The sequence below is a fragment of the Mesorhizobium tamadayense genome, from assembly GCF_003863365.1.
Taxonomy (GTDB): domain Bacteria; phylum Pseudomonadota; class Alphaproteobacteria; order Rhizobiales; family Rhizobiaceae; genus Mesorhizobium; species Mesorhizobium tamadayense.
Map to the genome: position 1 here is coordinate 157,036 of NZ_RQXT01000010.1, position 16,790 is coordinate 173,825.

A 16,790-nucleotide genomic window follows, 5' to 3' on the forward strand; every position below is an offset into this window, starting at 1 on the left:
CCTCTCAGCTCAACGGCTTCTCGCCGATGATGATCGAAACATCGCGCTGCGCGCCGCCGCTCAAGATACCGAGCGTCACGGCCGTGCCGGCGCTGTCCGGCCCGAGCTTGCGGATCAGCTCGCGCGGTCCATGCACGGCTTCGCCGTTCCAGGCGACGATGATGTCGCCGACATGCAGGCCGGCGCCCTTGGCCGGACCGCTGTCGTCGAGGCTCATCACCATGGCGCCGTGCGTGTCGCCGTTACGGATCGGATGCAGCCCGGCACCGAGATAGCCGCGCGCGACGTGCCCCTTCTCGCGCAGCGTCGCCACCGCCCGTTCGATCGTCTCGTAGGGCATGACAAGCGCCCGCCGGCGTGGCCCGAACAGGAGCATGCCGATCAGGCCGCCCTTGGCATCGAGCACCGGACCGCCCTCGAAGCGGCCGCCGGCATTGATGGCGAGGTTGATGCGCCGGTCTATCGTGCCGCCGCGCATCGAGCGCCACGAAGGTCCGACCTCGCCGACCGTGCCGAACACGGCAAGTGCAGTCCCGTCGCTGTTGCCGACGGTAATGGCTACATTGCCCGGGCGCACGGCAGCAGCCTGGGCGAGTTGCGGCAAACCGGCGGCGGCGGAGGCTGGTTTCAATAGAGCAACACCCGTCGAAGGATCGCGGCCGACAAGCTCGGCCTTGACGGTCTCACCCGAGGCCAGCGTCAGCTCGATCTCCTCGCCGGCTTCGACCGCTTCCTCGGCGGTGACGAAGAAGCCGTCGCGCCAGTGGAAGGCGCTCGCGCTGCGGTGGTGATGCGTGGCAAAGCTCGCCAACGCCGGCGCGGCGGTCGCCGCGACGTCGGCAACGGCGTCGGAAAAGGCATTGAGGTTGAAGTTGCTCATAATCGATGATCTCCTGGGTTCTGTGACCCAGATATCGCTCCATGGCGCCGCCGCTGGTACTCGCCTGACGGCTAGTCGGCGGCCGGACTGGCCATGTGGTCAGGTCGCGACGCCGGAGGCTGCTCCGCACATATAGTCATTGCTTTATCGAATGACACGGAGCCCCACCCCATGGCCTTCGCCGCCGAAAAACTCCAATCCGATGACGCCTTGCTTGATGCTTATTCAACGGCGGTCGCCGACGCGGTCGACCGCATCGGTCCGGCCGTCTGCCGCATCGAGCGCATAGGCGGCGCCGGCGGCCATGGCTCTGGCTTCGTCATCGCGCAGGACGGGCTGGTCGTCACCAACTTCCATGTCGTCGGCGACGCGCGCGCCGTGCGCGTCACGATGCCGGATGGCGCCGCGCGCGAGGGCCGCGTGCTTGGCCGCGATCCCGACACCGACATCGCGCTGGTGCGCGCCGACGGCAGCTTCGCCGATGTCGCGCCGCTCGGCGATTCCAAGCGCCTGCGCCGCGGCCAGATCGCGATCGCGATCGGCAATCCGCTGGGTTTTGAATGGACCGTCACCGCCGGCGTCGTCTCGGCGCTCGGCCGCTCGATGCGCGCCTCGACCGGCCGGCTGATCGACGACGTCATCCAGACCGACGCCGCGCTCAACCCCGGCAATTCCGGCGGACCGCTGGTGTCGTCGGCCGGCGAGGTCATCGGCGTCAACACGGCCATGATCCACGGCGCGCAAGGCATCGCCTTCGCGGTCGCCTCCAACACCGCCAACTTCGTCATTTCCGAGATCATCCGCTTCGGCCGCGTGCGCCGCGCCTTCATCGGCGTCTCGGCCGACACGACCAACCTGCCGCGCCGCGCAGCACTTCTCTCGCAGGTAACCACGAACACGGCGGTGCGCCTGCGCAGCGTCGAGAAGAACGGCCCCGCCGCGAAGGCCGGCCTGAAGGAAGGTGACATCATAGCCGCCATCGACGGCCGGCCGGTTACCGGCGTCGACGATCTCGTGCGCATCCTCGATGCCGAACGCATCGGCCGCGAGACGCTCTGCACCGTCGTGCGCCGCTCCGGGGTCAGCCAGGTCGTGGTGACGCCGGTGGCAAGGAGCTAATTCGCGGCATGACGTTCATGGACGGCTTGTCTCCGGCCCCTCTTCCGTCCAGACGCCCGGCTCCATCTCGTTGAAACAGCCAAGCTGCCGTTTGAATTCATCGATCAGCCAGGACGCCGCCGGCTTGGGGCTGCGGTCGGTGCGGTGCATGGCGTAGAGCGGCGAGCGCACCTCGCGATAGGGCTCAAGATCGAGCTCGACCAGCCGGCCGCTCGCCAAATCGTCAGCGATCAACCAGCGCGGCAGCCCGCCCCAGCCAAGGCATTCGCGCATCAAGGCGTGCTTGGTGCGCACATCCGTCAATCGCCAGGTGCGGTAGGCAAAGACGCCATAGTCGCGGCCACGCGTCCGCTCCGACTGGTCCGAGACGACGAGCTGGATGTGCTCGCGCAAATCCTCGACAGCAATGGGGCCCGGCAGTTTCGCCAACGGATGGTCGGGCGCCGCCGCCGGCACCAGCGAGGTGAAGCCGATGCGCTGCAGATTGACATCGGCTTCGCCTATGAGGCCGCCAAAGCCAAGGTCCGCCTGGCCGCTCACGACATGGTCGACGGTCAGGCCGAGCGAACCGATGTGAAGGCGCAGCATCACGGCCGGGAACTGGGCTTCGAATGCCTTGAGCACCCGGACCAGCACCGGCGACGGCAGCGTGACGTCGACCGACATCGCCACTTCCGCCTCTAGTCCCTGCCGGTAACCGTCGGCGCGCGAGCGGATGCGTTGCAGCACGCCGATCATGCGCCGCGCGTCCTCCAGCATCGCCTTGCCGACATCGGTCAGTTGCGGCTCGCGCACCCCTTCGCGCTCGAACAGTTTCAGGCCGAGTTGCGCCTCGAGATTGGAGATGCCGTAGCTCACCACCGACTGCGCCCGGTTTAGCTTGCGACCCGCGGCCGAGAAGCTGCCGGTGTCGGCCACCGCCACCAGAATTTGCAATTGGTCGAGCGTAGGATTTGGCTGCATGATCAATCTATTTCATAGATGGATACCACGCAAATTATACCAGTTTTCCAGATAGAGTGGCAATCCCATATTCGCGGGGAAAGTTCAATCCAACCCCAAGGGGGACACCGCCATGTCTATACTGCTTGTAACCTCCAGCCCGCGCGGCGCTGCTTCGCACTCGACCCGCGTCGCTACCGATCTGGCCCAGAAACTGCTTGCCGCAGACCCGTCGGCCAAGCTTGTCGTGCACGATCTCGTCGCCAACCCGCTGCCGCACATCGACCCCGATTATGCGACCGGCATTTACATGCCCGCCGAGGCGCGCAGCCAGCGCCAGGCCGAGGTGGTCGGCGTGTCCGATGCGGTGCTCGACGAGCTGTTCGCGGCCGACACAATCATCCTCGCCACCGGCTTCATCAACTTCAACATCTCCTCGACGCTGAAGTCATGGATCGACCACGTCTCCCGCTCGGGCAAGACTTTTGCTTACGGTGAGAACGGTCCGAAGGGCCTCGTCACCGGCAAGAAGGTCTATATCGTGCTTGCCTCCGGCGGCATCTACTCCGAAGGCGCCGCGGTGCAGATGGACCATGCCATTCCCTATCTGCGCGGCGTGCTCGCCTTCCTGGGCATGACCGATGTCGAGGTCATCCGCGTCGAAGGCGTCGGCATGGGCGCCGACGCTGTCACCGCCGCGCTTGCCAAGGCGACCGCCAAGGTCGACGCGATTGCTGCTGCGGCCGCCAATGCCGATCAGGCCGCCGCGGCGTAACCCCTGCCCTGGAAACTGAAAAGGCAGGCGCCAACCGGTGCCTGCCTTTTTGCATGTCCGTCAGACGGTTGACCGCAACAAAGGCGGCAAGACCGCCACCGGACGATCTTGGCGATCCAGAACGCGGTGCCGATCTGGAACGACTTTTTCTCCCCCCTGGTCCTGAACACCTCCGACAATTTGAAGACAACTGCCGCAAGGGCTGACCGTGTTCGCCGGCGAATGGACACCGACTAGGGCTGACCGTGTTCGCCGGCGAATGGACACCGACTGAGGTGTGCTGTTCACCGGGCTGACACTGGCGGCGCTGCCGACTACGCTGCTCTATATCGCGCTGTCAAAGCAGTTCATGTCCGGCATCACCCAAAGGGGCGGTCAAATAAGGCGCGGTCAAACAGCGAAAGATCAGGGCATCACAAAGTGGCGAACCAGAACAAGATCATCATCACCTGCGCGGTCACAGGATCGATCCACACCCCGTCGATGTCGCCGCATCTGCCGGTGACGGCCGAGCAGATCGCGACCGCGGCCATCGAGGCGGCCGAGGCCGGGGCGGCGATCGTCCACCTTCATGCCCGCAATCCGGTCGACGGACGCCCTGACCAATCGACGGAGGCGTTCGCCCCTTTCCTGCAGGTCATCAAGCAGCGCTCGAATTGCGTCATCAACATCACCACCGGCGGCGCCGCGACGATGAGCGTGGAAGAGCGGGTCAAGCCGGCGAAGGTTTTCGCGCCCGAGGTTGCATCGCTCAACATGGGATCGATGAATTTTGCGCTGTTTCCGATGCTGGAGCGGTTCAAGACCTTCGAGCACGATTGGGAGCGGCCCTATCTCGAAAGCTCGCGCGACAGGATCTTCCGCAACACTTTCGGCGACATCGAGCACATACTGCGTACCTGCGCCGACAACGGCACGCGCTTCGAGATCGAGTGCTACGACATCGGCCATCTCTACACGCTGGCGCATTTCGTCGACCGCGGCCTAGTGAAAGCGCCGTTCTTCGTCCAGAGCGTGTTCGGCATCCTGGGCGGCATCGGCACGCACCCGGAAGACGTCGCCCACATGAAGCGCACGGCCGATCGGCTGTTCGGCAACGACTACCACTGGTCGGTGCTGGGTGCCGGCCGCCACCAGCTGCCCATCGCCACGCAGGCCATCGCGCTCGGCGGCAATGTGCGGGTCGGCCTGGAGGACTCGCTGTGGATCGGCAAGGGCAAGCTTGCCCGCTCCAGCGCCGAACAGGTGACCAAGGTACGCCAGATCATCGAAGGCCTCGGCGCCTCGGTCGCGTCGCCCGACGAAGCGCGACAGATCCTGCAGCTCAAGGGCGGCGACAAGGTCGCGTTCTGATCGGGGCAAAAAGGACCGCTGCGGCTATCCGAACATCCTCTCGCCCTGCTCGTCGACGAGTTGGATGCCCTTCTTGATCGAGATGTCGACGGCATCGTCCAGTCCGGCGAAACGGTCGGCGCGGATGAAGCGATGCTCCTTCATCACGCCGTCCACTTCCTTGGAAACGACGCCGCAGGTCTGGTACTGGCCGTCGGCCTTGTAGGGCGTTGCGCTGATCAGGAATCCCTTGTGCTCGACCTGTTTTGCCGGCTTCGCGGCACCGGCCTCTGTCGCCTCGCTGCCACCGCCGCCGAAAAGACGTTTCAGAAAAGACATTTCAGTATCCTCCAACGGCAATCGTCCTGCATCACATAGCGTATTGCAGGACGATTTTCAGTAGCGGCCCTCGGTTGAACGGGCAATAGGCGCCTCACGCCGGTTGGCGGCCTCAGCGGTGCGACAGCGCCTCCAGCGCCGCGGCGGCGTCTTCCAGGATGCTGATCGCCTCGGCCTGCTTGTCTTCCGGCGCATCGACGATATCGCCGAGCGCGGCGCGCAGCCGCTGGCGCAGCGCCCGGAACCGGTCGCGCTTTTCGTCCCTCTTCTCGTGGCGGCTGCGCCGGCCGCCCTCCTCGCCGTCGTCGTTCCAGCCGAACCAGTCGCGCGCCTTGGCCATCTTGCGGCCGAAACGCTCGAGGTGGTCGAGCACATGATCGATCATCTCGCGGTTTTCTTCGAGATGCGCCCTGCCCGCCTCGGTGATCGAGAACACCTTCTTGTTGCCCTCGCTGGACGAGACGGCGTAGCCGGCTTCCTCGAGGAAAGTCAGGGTCGGATAGACCACGCCCGGGCTCGGGCTGTAGATGCCGCTGGTGCGCTCCTCCAGCGCCTTGATGATGTCATAGCCGTGGCGCGGCGCCTCGGCCAGAAGCGAAAGCGTGATCAGCTTGAGGTCGCCGTCGGCCAGCATGCGGCCGGCGCGGAACATGTCGCCCGGGCCGCCGCGTCCGCCGCCGCGCATGCCGTGCCCGAACGGCCCGAAGCCGCCGCCGCGACCGCCGAATTTGCCGGCCATATGCATGAACATGCGCTCGCCGAAATGGTTATGCCTGTGCATGGATTGCTCCTTGAGTTATGTCTTACGATATATCTTAATTAGTTCGCAGCTCGCTGTAAGTCAAGATATATCTTACGATGTATCGCGATTGGCGCCAAGGGACGCTGCCGAGCGGTCGAAGATGCGAAGCAACGCGTCCGGGAAACAGGCTACCAGCGGCCGTTGCGCCGGTTCCAGGCGTAAAGCAGATCGGCGAAGCGGTCGTAAGCAAGGCGCGTCAGCGGCCGCGCGATCGGATTGCCGAACAGTGTCGCCAGCCAGCCTTCGCCGGGCGTTATCCGCCAGACCGCGATCGCCACATCCGCGCCGACCAGCAGTCTGCCCTCGGCGTCGATCGCATGCAGCCGGCGGCGGATGTCCTCCAGCGAGGCGCCGAATGCGGAAAGCGCCGCCGGCTCGAAATTGATGTCGCGGAATTCGACGCGGCCGGCCTTGACCGCCTCGATCAGCCGCCGCCTTTGCCGCCTGATGCCGGCATCGCACACCGGGCAGCGCGTATTGTACCAGACCGTAAGCAGGGGCTTGGACATCGCGCGACTATCGGCGACGGGACGCATCACCGCAATGTGGCGCACTGGCCAAAGCGGCCCTCGGCGCGTTCACCCGAGCGAGGTGATGATCTCGCGATAGGCGAACTCGGGAAAGGCCTTCAGCGTCCGCGTCCGCACGCTGCCGCCAGTCGCCAGCATCAACGCGAAACGCGCAAGCACCGCATCGTCGGGCGCCTCGACCACGGCCACCATGTCGCACTCGCCCATGGTCAGATAGAACGCCTTGAACGATCCGCCCATGTCGGCCAGTTGCTTCTTGGCGGCATCGAGCCGCTTCGGCGACTCGCGCACGTTCTTGGCGCCCTGCTCTGTCCAGTTGATCAGCATAATATAGGTCGTCATGGCACACCTCTCTCCGGCGCCACGGAGCACGGCGTCGAGGTCAAGGACCTTCCGCCGGGGCGGGCATCCGGTCTGTCGCCCAGAAATGCATCCGACACGGAAAGTATCCTCCTGACGGGCATCGTGGGCAAGAGAGCGGCGCGCCTGTTGACCCAATGAAAAGGGCGCCGCAGCGCCCTTTGAATTGCTTGTCTGATATTTCCGTCTCAGCTGTCGAGGAAGCTTCTCAGCTTGCGCGAGCGGCTGGGGTGCTTGAGCTTGCGCAGCGCCTTGGCCTCGATCTGGCGGATGCGCTCGCGGGTGACCGAGAACTGCTGGCCAACCTCTTCCAGCGTGTGGTCGGTGTTCATGCCGATGCCGAAGCGCATTCTGAGCACGCGCTCCTCGCGCGGGGTGAGCGAAGCCAGCACGCGCGTGGTCGTCTCGCGCAAATTGGCCTGGATCGCCGCGTCGATCGGCAGGATCGCCATCTTGTCCTCGATGAAGTCGCCGAGATGCGAATCCTCCTCGTCGCCGACCGGCGTTTCGAGCGAGATCGGCTCCTTGGCGATCTTCAGCACCTTGCGCACCTTTTCCAGCGGCATGGCGAGCTTCTCGGCCAGTTCCTCCGGCGTCGGCTCGCGGCCGATCTCGTGCAGCATCTGGCGCGAGGTGCGCACGATCTTGTTGATCGTCTCGATCATGTGCACCGGAATGCGGATGGTGCGCGCCTGGTCGGCGATCGAGCGCGTGATGGCCTGCCGGATCCACCAGGTCGCGTAGGTCGAGAACTTGTAGCCGCGGCGGTACTCGAATTTGTCGACCGCCTTCATCAGGCCGATATTGCCTTCCTGGATCAGGTCGAGGAACTGCAGGCCGCGGTTGGTGTATTTCTTGGCGATCGAGATGACGAGACGAAGGTTCGCCTCCACCATTTCCTTCTTGGCGATCGCGGCCTCGCGCTCGCCCTTCTGTACCTGGTTGACGATCTTGCGGAATTCCTGGATCGAGATCGCCGTCTCGGTGGCGAGGTTCTGGATCTCGGCGCGCAGCTCCTTGATCGCGTCCTTCTCGTTCTTGGTGAATTCCTTCCAGCCGCGCGAGGTCAGGTTGGCGATCGAGCGCGTCCAGTTCGGATCGAGCTCCGAGCCCTGATACTCCCTGAGGAACTCCTCGCGGCGCACGCCGTAGCTTTCGGCGAGCCGCAAGAGCTTGCCCTCGTTCTGCACCAGACGCTTGTTGATGTCGTAGAGCTGCTCGACCAGCGCCTCGATGCGCGCGGTGTTGAGCGACAGCGACTTCACCGCCTTGATGAGCTGCTCCTTGAGCTCTTTCAGCCGGCGATCCTGGCTGGGCGAAAGCGTGCCGGCAGCCGCCAGCCGGTTCTCGACCTGCTGGTCCTGCAGCTTGCGCAGCTTCTTGTAGGTGTCGGCGATGACGTCGAGCGTCTCCATCACCTGCGGGCGCAGTTCGGCTTCCATCGCGGCGAGCGACAGGCTTGCCTCGTCCTCGTCGTCTTCCTCTTCTTCCAGCCCGCGCGTGTCGCCGCCGACATTGGTGATGTCGTCTTCTTCCTCGCGCGCCGCCGCGCGGCCGCGCGGCTTTTCCTCGGCCTTGGGCGATTCCTCGATGCGTTCGACAACCGGCGCCTGCTTGGCTTCGGGGCCGGCATAGGTCGCCTCGAGGTCGATGATCTCGCGCAGCAGGATTTTCGATTCGTTGAGCTCGTCGCGCCAGATGATGATCGCCTGGAAGGTGAGCGGGCTTTCGCACAGGCCCGCGATCATCGTCTCGCGGCCGGCCTCGATGCGCTTGGCGATCGCGATTTCGCCCTCACGCGACAGAAGCTCGACCGAACCCATCTCGCGCAGATACATGCGCACCGGATCGTCGGTGCGGTCGGTCGGCTCTTTCTTGGCGGTCGTGGTGGCGACGGCGGTGCCGGTCTGCTCGGCAAGCTCGTTGGCGTCTTCCTCGGCGTCGGCGCCGGTGTCGGCGGCCTCCGCTTCCTCGCCTTGCTCGTCGTCCTCGACGACATTGATGCCCATGTCGGAGAGCATGGCCATCGTGTCCTCGATCTGCTCGGAGGTCACTTCCTCCGAAGGCAGCACCGAGTTCAACTCGTCCATGGTCACATAGCCGCGCTTCTTCGCGGCCTTGATCATCTTCTTGACAGCATCATCGGAAAGGTCGAGCAGAGGGCCATCGGTGGCGCCTTCACGTTCCGTCTCGACCTCTTCCTTTTCCTTTGTCGCCATTCTTTGTCGTCTCCAAGCGGCCCAATATCGAAGCCGCGTAAGCTGCCGGGACCGGTCTAATCGGATGCGCTCGCACCAGATCGCTTCTTACCGGGCCAGTAGCCGCATCTCTTGTTAAGTCCAGATTAACCCTGGTATCTGTGGCAGGCCCTTTGCCTGTCCAGTGACCAGAATCTCACATCGCTCAAAATTTCCCGCCGACGCCGGGGCACGGTTAACGTTTCGAATCGTCCTGATTCCGCCAATCTGCCAGAAGGTCAAGCGCCTCTGGCATGATTCGCATGAAAAAAGCGAATCAATTACCCGACTTAGGGGCGTCGAATCGACGCGCTGTGTATTTCCACTTCCTTTTTTGGCAGGTCTCGACCTAAACGCGTCCGGCCCTGCCCGATGAAACGCCAAACCCTTCGATCAGCGCTTCCGTTGCCTGTACATCGTTGAATTGCGCTTGAATTTCGACGAGATGCCGGAAGTTTTCATCCGAAGGGTCTGCATCCAGCGCCGCCTGCGCCTGTTTCAGCTCTCTATGTAAGGTGCGCGCGCTGCGCTGCAAGTGCAGCGCCTGATTGAAGGCGTCGCGGGCATCGTCGAGCGCCGCGGTTTCGAGCGCCGGCCACTGCCGCGCCCGCTTGATCAGCGCCACCGCCCGCTCCCAGATGCCACCGCACCCGGCACGCTCGATGGTGCCGATCACCGCGTCGCGGTTGTCGGCCGCGTCATGGGCCATCGCATCGAGGATGGCGGCATGCAGCCGCCGCAGATCCGAGTTGACGAGGTCGAGGAATTCGACATGCGCGAAATTCTCGTCGATCAGCGCAGGATGGTTCACCAGCGCGACGATGATCGTTGCCTCGCGCACCGACATGCCCTCGCCGGCCCGCTTGACCAGTGCTGAACGGCCGAGGCTTTCGGTGATTGCGGCGCGCCCGACGGCGGTAGCGCCCCGGCCAAACGCTCCGCCCGGCGCCGAGCCTCTGCCGCGCTCGCCCGGCCGGCCGTCCGGGCGTCCCCCTTGGCGGCCTTGCCGTGCGCCGCGCTGCGAGCCGAAGAAGCTCAGCACCCGTTCGCGCATTTCCTGGCTGTAGTGATAGCGCAGGCTTTCGTCGCGGATGCAGCTAGTGATCTCGCGCAGCCTCTTTTCGAGCTCCGCGCGCCGCTCCGGCGTGTCGAAGACGCCGCCGGCCGTCTCGCGCATCCACAAAAGGTCGGCGAGCGGCCGCGCCTCCGCCAGCACCGCGCGAAAAGCCTCCGGTCCATCCGCCTTGACCAGGTCGTCCGGGTCCTTGCCTTCGGGCAGCAGCGCAAAGCGTGCCGAGCGGCCCGGCTGGATCGCCGGCAGGGCAAGGTCGGCGGCGCGCCAGGCAGCCTTCAGCCCGGCCTGGTCGCCGTCGAAGCAAAGCACCGGCTCGCCGGCCATGCGCCACAACAGCTCGAGCTGGTTTTCGGTAAGCGCCGTGCCGAGCGGCGCCACGACATTCTCGAAGCCGGCCTGCGCCAGCGCGATCACGTCCATATAGCCTTCGACGGCGATCACCGTGCCGCCCTTGGCGACGGCCCCCTTTCCTAGCGCTTGGCGGGCGCGGGCGAAGTTGTAAAGCACATTGCCCTTGTGGAAGAGCTCGGTGTCCGGCGAGTTCATGTATTTGGCTAAAGCGTCCGCCGCCAGCGCCCGACCGCCGAAGGCGATGATCCGCCCCCGCGAATCCGGGATCGGGAACATGATGCGGTCGCGGAACCAATCATAGGAGACGGGAATGTCGTCGCCATGCCGCACCAGCCCGCAGGCCTCGATATCGGCCTTCGGCACGCCCTTGGCGGCGAGATATTCCTTCAGCGCGTTGCGGCTGTCCGGCGCATAGCCGAGCCGGAACGACTGCTGCGTCGCGGGCGTCAAGCCGCGATCGCGCAGATAGGCCCGCGCCTTGGCGCCCTCCGGTCCCTGCAGACGCTCCTGGAAGAAGACGGTCGCCATCTCCATCACGTCGGTCAGGCTGGCGCGTTCCTTCTCGCGCCGTTCCTCCGCCTCGTCGCGCACCGGCATGGGCACGCCCGCCATCTCGGCGATCTTTTCGACCGCTTCGGGAAAGCTCATCCCGTCGAGCTCGGTCAGGAACTTGAAATGATCGCCCGACACCGAGCAGCCGAAACAATGGTAGCGGCCCTTCTTGTCCTCGCAGTGGAATGACGGGCTCTTCTCGCCGTGGAACGGGCAGCAGGCCCAATAGTCGCCGCGCGACGCGTTGGTCTTCTTCCTGTCCCAGGAGACACGCGTGCCGATCACCGCGGAAATCGGCACGCGGTCGCGTATCTCGTCGAGGAAGGCGGGCGGAAAGCGCATCGGGGAAGCTCTTTTGCCCTCCATATAATCGAGCCGCCCGGGCGCGACGACTCGTTAAATCCATCGTACCCGCTTTTCACAGACAAAAAGAAGGCGGCCCGGATGGGCCGCCTTCTTGTGTTTCGGATCGTTGCCGGATCAGTGCGCGGCGATCGCGCCGAAGATGATGCCGGAGACCATGCTGACCAAAAGGTAGTCGTTGCCGACGCGGATCCACTCCTGGCCGGGGCCGGGGCGACGCAGCCCGTAACGGTTCCAGTCGCGAACCGCCTGATGGCGCTTCCAGCTGGAATACTTCTGGCCGTTGCGCCAATGGCCGCGCGTCACCACGACCTTCCTCTTCACGACGCGTTTCTCGACGTGCCGGCCCGGCTTCTGCCAGTCGACCTGGGTGTAGCTCGACTGCGGCGCGCTCGGCTTAACGAGTGGCGCGGCCTGGCCCGAAAAAGCTGAGGCGACCAGCATCGAGGCAGTGACGGCGCAAAGTATGAGACGCTTCATGGTCGGTGCTCCTTGGTTGTCGATAGGCAAGGAGATATTCCGGCGTGGATGAACCGAAACTGAACACCTTGATTACAATTCTGTAATGATTTCCGACGTTTGTGAAGATCATTTCAAGAAGAAGAAAAACCCAAATTGACCCTTGGGCCAGTCTTCGTATCGCGTCAGGCCGGCTAGCGCCGCGGCCGGATGCAACCAATATGTCTCCCATCCATTTCCGACACGCCCCGTCGTGTGCCGGCCGCCCGTCAAGCGACGCAAAATTTATTATCCGGCTAAAATTGTTTGGAGTAATCTCGGCCCCTGAAATGCTTGTGATTCGTGCCCTTTCCCCCTTCCCTGCCGCCTCATTGCGAGGCCGGGCATGAGCGGTTCCGTCGTCCTTCTGCACCTTGCCGGCGCGGTGGCGCTGATGCTTTTTGCCACCCGCTTGGTGAAGACCGGCGTCGAACGCGCCTATGGCGATGTGCTGCGCCACAAGCTGCGCGCCACCATGCGCAAACCGCTGATGGCGGTACTGGCCGGCTGCGGCCTTGCCATCGCGCTTCAAAGCTCCACCGCCGTCACGCTGCTCGTCGGCTCATTCGCGGGAGCCGGCATCGTCTCGGGCGCCGCCGGGCAGCTTGCCGTGCGCGGCGCCGAGATCGGCTCGGCGCTGGTGGTCAAGCTGCTCACTTTCGATCTTTCCTTGTTGGTGCCGGTCTGCCTCGTCGCCGGAACCTTCATGTTCATGGCCACCGAACGCCGCGACTGGCGTCAGTTCGGCCGCATCCTCGTCGGCATCGGCCTGCTGCTGCTGTCGCTCGAGATGATCGGCCAGGCATCCGAACCGTTGCGCCAGAGCACGCTGATGCCGATGATCGTCAACTATTTCTCCGGCGATTTCGTCACTGCCTACCTTCTCGCCGCGCTCGTCACCTGGCTGTTCCACTCCTCCATCGCCGCAGTGCTTCTGCTGGTGACGCTGGCCGGCCGCGGCTTCATCCCGCCTCAGCTCGGCATCGTGCTCGTGCTTGGCGTTAATCTCGGCTCCTCGATCATCGCGCCGCTGCTGACCCGCAACGCCGACCCGGGTGTCCGCGTCGTGCCGATCGGCAACCTGCTGATGCGCGGCATGGGCTCGCTGATCATGCTGATCCTGTTCATGACGCTGAAGCCGCCGGTCGGCTTTCTCGGCGCGACCGGGCCGGACCAGATCGTCAACGCCCATATCCTGTTCAACGTGATCATCCTGCTTGCCGGCCTGCCGCTCGCCGGCCTTGTCTATCGTGCGTCCGAAAGGATTGTGGCGCTGGGCAGCGGTCGGGAGCCGGCAGCGGCTCTCGACGTCGTCGAATTCTCGGCGCTGAACGAGAGCGCGCTCGACACGCCGAGCCAAGCGCTGGCCAACGCCACCCGAGAGGTGGTGCGGGTATGCGAGACGGTCGAGATCATGCTGAAGCGCATCATCGAGCTCTACGAGAGCGCCGACAGCGACAAGATCAAGGCGCTGGCTGCGCTCGACGACCGGGTCGACCAGAAGCACGCGGCGATCAAGCTCTATCTCGCCAAGGTCACCAAGAACCCGCTTACAGAGGACGAGGCGCTGCGCTGCCAGGAGCTGATCGGCGCCTGCGTCAAGCTGGAGCAGGTCGGCGATATCATCGTGCGCAACATGCTGGTGCATGTCAGGAAGAAGCTGGAGCGCGGGCTGGAATTCACCCCCGAGGGCTGGCGCGAGCTTAGCGCCTTCCATGCCTCGGTGCTGGCCAACGCGCGGCTTGCTTTCAACGTGCTCGTCTCGCGCGACCCCGAAACCGCCCGCCAGCTGGTGCTGGAGAAGGACCTTCTGCGCGAGCGCGAGAAAGAGACCAGCGCGAGCCACTTTGTACGGCTGCGCGACGGCACCGCCAAGAGCGTCGAGACCAGTTCGATCCATCTCGACACCATCCGCGACCTCAAGCAGATCAATTCGCTGCTTGCTTCCATGGCCTACCCGGTGCTGGAGGAGCGCGGCCTGCTCGGCGGCTCGCGGCTGAAGGCGAGCTAATGCATGTCTCCCGAAAGTGAGCAGCGGTTTTGGGAGAACGACATGCATCAAAACAAAGATCTAAAGCGTATCGCCTGAATCCGTTCCAGCGCGACCTGCTTTAGGCATCGATCAACACGGCGCGTCGGCCCGGACAAAATTTGCCTTTGCTCATCCTCGCATCCGTCGGCTAAGGAATATCCGACGTCCCCTGGGAGGAAAATTTTGTCGATGGACACCCATTCGCGCAGCTTCGCCAAGGCGCTTTCCTGGCGCGCAACCGGCACGATCGACACGATGATCATCTCGCTCGTCGTGACCGGAAGCGTAAAGCTCGCGGCCGCCATCGGGCTGACCGAAGTCGTCACCAAGTCGCTGCTCTATTACCTTCACGAGCGGGCGTGGCTGAAAATTCCGTACGGCACGAAGAAGACCTTGTAGTCATTCCTTCGTGGCCATACCGAACCCTGTCAAGAAAACCTAAAGCGGCGTCGACAATTTCTGCATTGCCCGCAGCGTCCATCCATGGTTTGAGGCCAGCTCATTCAGGATCGCTTTCCGCGCCATGCTGCCCCTCATCGCCCTGTTCATCGCCGCCTTCGCTTTCGGCACGACTGAATTCGTCATCGCCGGCGTGCTGCCGGAGGTGGCGGAAGGCCTTGGCGTCTCGGTGCCGACCGCCGGCTTTCTCGTCTCCGGTTACGCCTGCGGCATTGCCATTGGTGGCCCGCTTCTGGCGCTTGCAACCAGCAGGGTCTCGCGAAAGGCGCTGCTTATCGGGCTGACGATTGCCTTCACGCTTGGCCAGGCCGCCTGCGCGCTGGCGCCCGATTTCACCTCGATGCTTCTGTTGCGCATTGCGACTGCGGTCGCACATGGCTGCTATTTCGGCGTCGCCATTGTGGTCGCGGTCGGCTTGGTGCGCGAGGATCAGCGCGGCCGGGCTGTGGCGGTCATCCTCTCTGGACTGACGGTCTCGAACCTTATCGGCGTGCCGGCCGGCACCGCGATCGGCGGTCTCTGGGGGTGGCGGGCGACCTTCTGGGTGATGGGCGCGCTGGGCGTCGTCGCGATCGTCGCCATGCTGGCGCTGCTGCCGCGCACCGCGGGCGCCGCCAACCGGCCCACCGGCCTGGCGCGCGAGGTGCGCGTGCTCGGCCGCCAGCAGGTCTGGACCTCGCTCATCCTGATGCTGATGCTGATGATCGGTCAGTTCGGCCTGTTCACCTACATCACGCCAACGCTGCTCGAAATCACCGGCCTCGACGAAAGCCTGATCCCCTGGGTGCTGCTGCTCAACGGCGTCGGCGCCTCGATCGGTGTCCTTGTCGGCGGCAAGCTTGCCGACTGGAAGCTGATGCCTTCGTTGATCGCCATGCTTTTCCTGCAGGCGGTCATGCTGGCCGTCATCTATGCCGTCAGCCCCTATCCGGTGCCGATGATCGTCGCGATCGTCATCTGGGGCGGCCTCAACTTCGCCATCGGCGCGCCGATCCAGACCCGGATCCTGGCCTGGACCGCCGACGCCTCGAACCTTGCCTCCTCGCTCATCCCGTCGGGCTTCAATGTCGGCATCGCGCTCGCCGCCTCGCTGGGTGCGGCGATGCTCAATGCCGGCTTGGGCTATCGCAGCCTACCGGTCGCCGGCGCGCTCGCCATGCTGGTGGCCGTAGCGGTCGCGCTCGCCTCGCAGGCCTGGGAATGGCGCAGCCGCGCGACGCCGCCGCTGCCGGCGGCAGCCGAATAATGCATGTCGCCCAAAAGTGCGCAGCGGTTTTGGGGTAACGACATGCACAAAAACAGCAACTTAAAGCGCGTCGCCTGAATCCGTTTCGACGCGACGCGCTTTAGAATGCCAAAGGGGCCGCTGGCCCTCACAAATCGATCCGGAACCTGAGGCTTTCGGCGCCGCCATAGGCGGCGTCCTCGAAGAAGCGGCCGACCAGCCTGCCGCCATTGGCAAGGATCACCTTGTGCGAGGCCGGATTGCCCGGCTTAGCGGTGATCTCGACATAGTCGAGACCGACCGCCCTCGCCTCGTCCAGCATCAGCCGCACCGCCTCGGTGGCATAGCCGCGGCCCCGCTTCCAGGGCACCACCGCATAGCCTATGTGGCCGAGCACACGCGGCGGCAGCGCCGACGTGCCCTTCTGCCAGCGAAGCCCGATCGAGCCGGCGGCCTCGCCATCCCAAATCCAGCGCCGGAAGCCAGGAAGCCGCGGCACCTGGCTTCCATCCGGCAAGGTAACGGGCGGCCCCTTCGCCCCGCGGTCGTCGAGGCCAGCGAGAAATGCCACCGGATCTTCCTCGATCGCCGCGAGCTGCTCGCGCGTCGCGTCCAGGAGCCGCACATTGTCGGGCGACCAGCCGCGCTGCAGCGCCGCCTTGTAGGACGGCAGGTGTTCGAGCGCTGGCTTGACGATTTCGATCATGACGTAATCCTGCCTTCAGCGGTTCGCGCTAACTCTTATGACCGTGGTCAAGAATGATGGATGACCTTTTTCGCCCTATGCCTTTTGCCACAGGTTTTGTTTGCCATTGATGAGGGCACCACGGAGACGGGATGGGCCTTGAGACGACGGTTGATCCAGCTCTTATCCGCGGGTTGGTTACCGCACTTCCGTAATCCGTCCTGGGCCATCCCT

General features: G+C 64.5%; 16 protein-coding genes. 6 read left to right on the plus strand and 10 right to left on the minus strand.

Annotated elements, in window-relative coordinates; genetic code table 11:
- Positions 1-4: 4 nt before the first annotated feature.
- Positions 5-880 carry a S1C family serine protease gene (locus EH240_RS11245; RefSeq protein WP_124998115.1) on the minus strand — a complete coding sequence of 292 codons (876 nt, stop codon included), beginning with the start codon at positions 878-880 and terminating at the stop codon, positions 5-7.
- Positions 881-1,051: 171 nt separating this feature from the next.
- Here EH240_RS11245 and EH240_RS11250 point away from each other — a divergent pair, with 171 nt between their 5' ends.
- Complete coding sequence (locus EH240_RS11250) at positions 1,052-1,999, plus strand: S1C family serine protease (protein ID WP_124998117.1); 948 nt, start codon at positions 1,052-1,054, stop codon at positions 1,997-1,999.
- A 15-nt stretch (positions 2,000-2,014) separates the two neighbouring features.
- On the opposite strand, the gene EH240_RS11255 is transcribed toward EH240_RS11250, so the two are convergent.
- Positions 2,015-2,962, minus strand: a complete 948-nt coding sequence (locus EH240_RS11255; RefSeq protein ID WP_124998119.1) for a LysR family transcriptional regulator — start codon at positions 2,960-2,962, stop codon at positions 2,015-2,017.
- 112 nt (positions 2,963-3,074) lie between these two features.
- On the opposite strand from EH240_RS11255, the gene EH240_RS11260 reads away from it, so the two are divergent.
- On the plus strand, positions 3,075-3,716 hold the full coding sequence (locus EH240_RS11260; RefSeq protein ID WP_124998121.1) for an FMN-dependent NADH-azoreductase: 642 nt from the start codon (positions 3,075-3,077) through the stop codon (positions 3,714-3,716).
- 420 nt (positions 3,717-4,136) lie between these two features.
- The gene (gene kce, locus EH240_RS11270; protein ID WP_124998123.1) at positions 4,137-5,069 is read left to right on the plus strand and encodes a 3,5-dioxohexanoate:acetyl-CoA acetone transferase; all 933 of its coding nucleotides are present in this window, start codon (positions 4,137-4,139) and stop codon (positions 5,067-5,069) included.
- A gap of 24 nt (positions 5,070-5,093) precedes the next feature.
- Here kce and EH240_RS11275 read toward each other — a convergent pair whose 3' ends face one another.
- The 7 genes from EH240_RS11275 to EH240_RS11305 form a co-directional block, all read right to left on the minus strand.
- Complete coding sequence (locus EH240_RS11275) at positions 5,094-5,387, minus strand: HlyU family transcriptional regulator (protein WP_124998125.1); 294 nt, start codon at positions 5,385-5,387, stop codon at positions 5,094-5,096.
- Between the two features lie 112 nt (positions 5,388-5,499).
- Positions 5,500-6,168 carry a PadR family transcriptional regulator gene (locus tag EH240_RS11280; RefSeq protein WP_124998127.1) on the minus strand — a complete coding sequence of 223 codons (669 nt, stop codon included), beginning with the start codon at positions 6,166-6,168 and terminating at the stop codon, positions 5,500-5,502.
- Positions 6,169-6,317: 149 nt separating this feature from the next.
- Complete coding sequence (locus tag EH240_RS11285) at positions 6,318-6,698, minus strand: thiol-disulfide oxidoreductase DCC family protein (protein WP_206075249.1); 381 nt, start codon at positions 6,696-6,698, stop codon at positions 6,318-6,320.
- A gap of 69 nt (positions 6,699-6,767) precedes the next feature.
- On the minus strand, positions 6,768-7,061 hold the full coding sequence (locus tag EH240_RS11290; RefSeq protein ID WP_124998129.1) for a GYD domain-containing protein: 294 nt from the start codon (positions 7,059-7,061) through the stop codon (positions 6,768-6,770).
- A 206-nt stretch (positions 7,062-7,267) separates the two neighbouring features.
- Positions 7,268-9,298, minus strand: coding sequence for an RNA polymerase sigma factor RpoD (gene rpoD, locus EH240_RS11295; RefSeq protein ID WP_124998130.1), 2,031 nt, complete (start codon positions 9,296-9,298; stop codon positions 7,268-7,270).
- A gap of 367 nt (positions 9,299-9,665) precedes the next feature.
- Positions 9,666-11,636 (minus strand): DNA primase, encoded by a 1,971-nt coding sequence (gene dnaG, locus EH240_RS11300; protein WP_124998132.1) that lies wholly within the window; start codon positions 11,634-11,636, stop codon positions 9,666-9,668.
- Positions 11,637-11,774: 138 nt separating this feature from the next.
- Positions 11,775-12,137, minus strand: a complete 363-nt coding sequence (locus tag EH240_RS11305; RefSeq protein ID WP_124998134.1) for an RcnB family protein — start codon at positions 12,135-12,137, stop codon at positions 11,775-11,777.
- Between the two features lie 364 nt (positions 12,138-12,501).
- On the opposite strand from EH240_RS11305, the gene EH240_RS11310 reads away from it, so the two are divergent.
- The 3 genes from EH240_RS11310 (at position 12,502) to EH240_RS11320 (ending at position 15,892) form a co-directional block, all read left to right on the plus strand.
- Positions 12,502-14,166 (plus strand): Na/Pi cotransporter family protein, encoded by a 1,665-nt coding sequence (locus EH240_RS11310; RefSeq protein WP_124998136.1) that lies wholly within the window; start codon positions 12,502-12,504, stop codon positions 14,164-14,166.
- 210 nt (positions 14,167-14,376) lie between these two features.
- The gene (locus EH240_RS11315; protein WP_124998138.1) at positions 14,377-14,586 is read left to right on the plus strand and encodes a DUF2061 domain-containing protein; all 210 of its coding nucleotides are present in this window, start codon (positions 14,377-14,379) and stop codon (positions 14,584-14,586) included.
- A 124-nt stretch (positions 14,587-14,710) separates the two neighbouring features.
- A complete protein-coding gene (locus tag EH240_RS11320) occupies positions 14,711-15,892 on the plus strand; it encodes an MFS transporter (RefSeq protein ID WP_124998140.1) in 1,182 nt (393 codons plus the stop codon).
- Between the two features lie 127 nt (positions 15,893-16,019).
- Here EH240_RS11320 and EH240_RS11325 read toward each other — a convergent pair whose 3' ends face one another.
- On the minus strand, positions 16,020-16,577 hold the full coding sequence (locus EH240_RS11325) for a GNAT family N-acetyltransferase (RefSeq protein ID WP_124998142.1): 558 nt from the start codon (positions 16,575-16,577) through the stop codon (positions 16,020-16,022).
- Positions 16,578-16,790 lie beyond the last annotated feature (213 nt).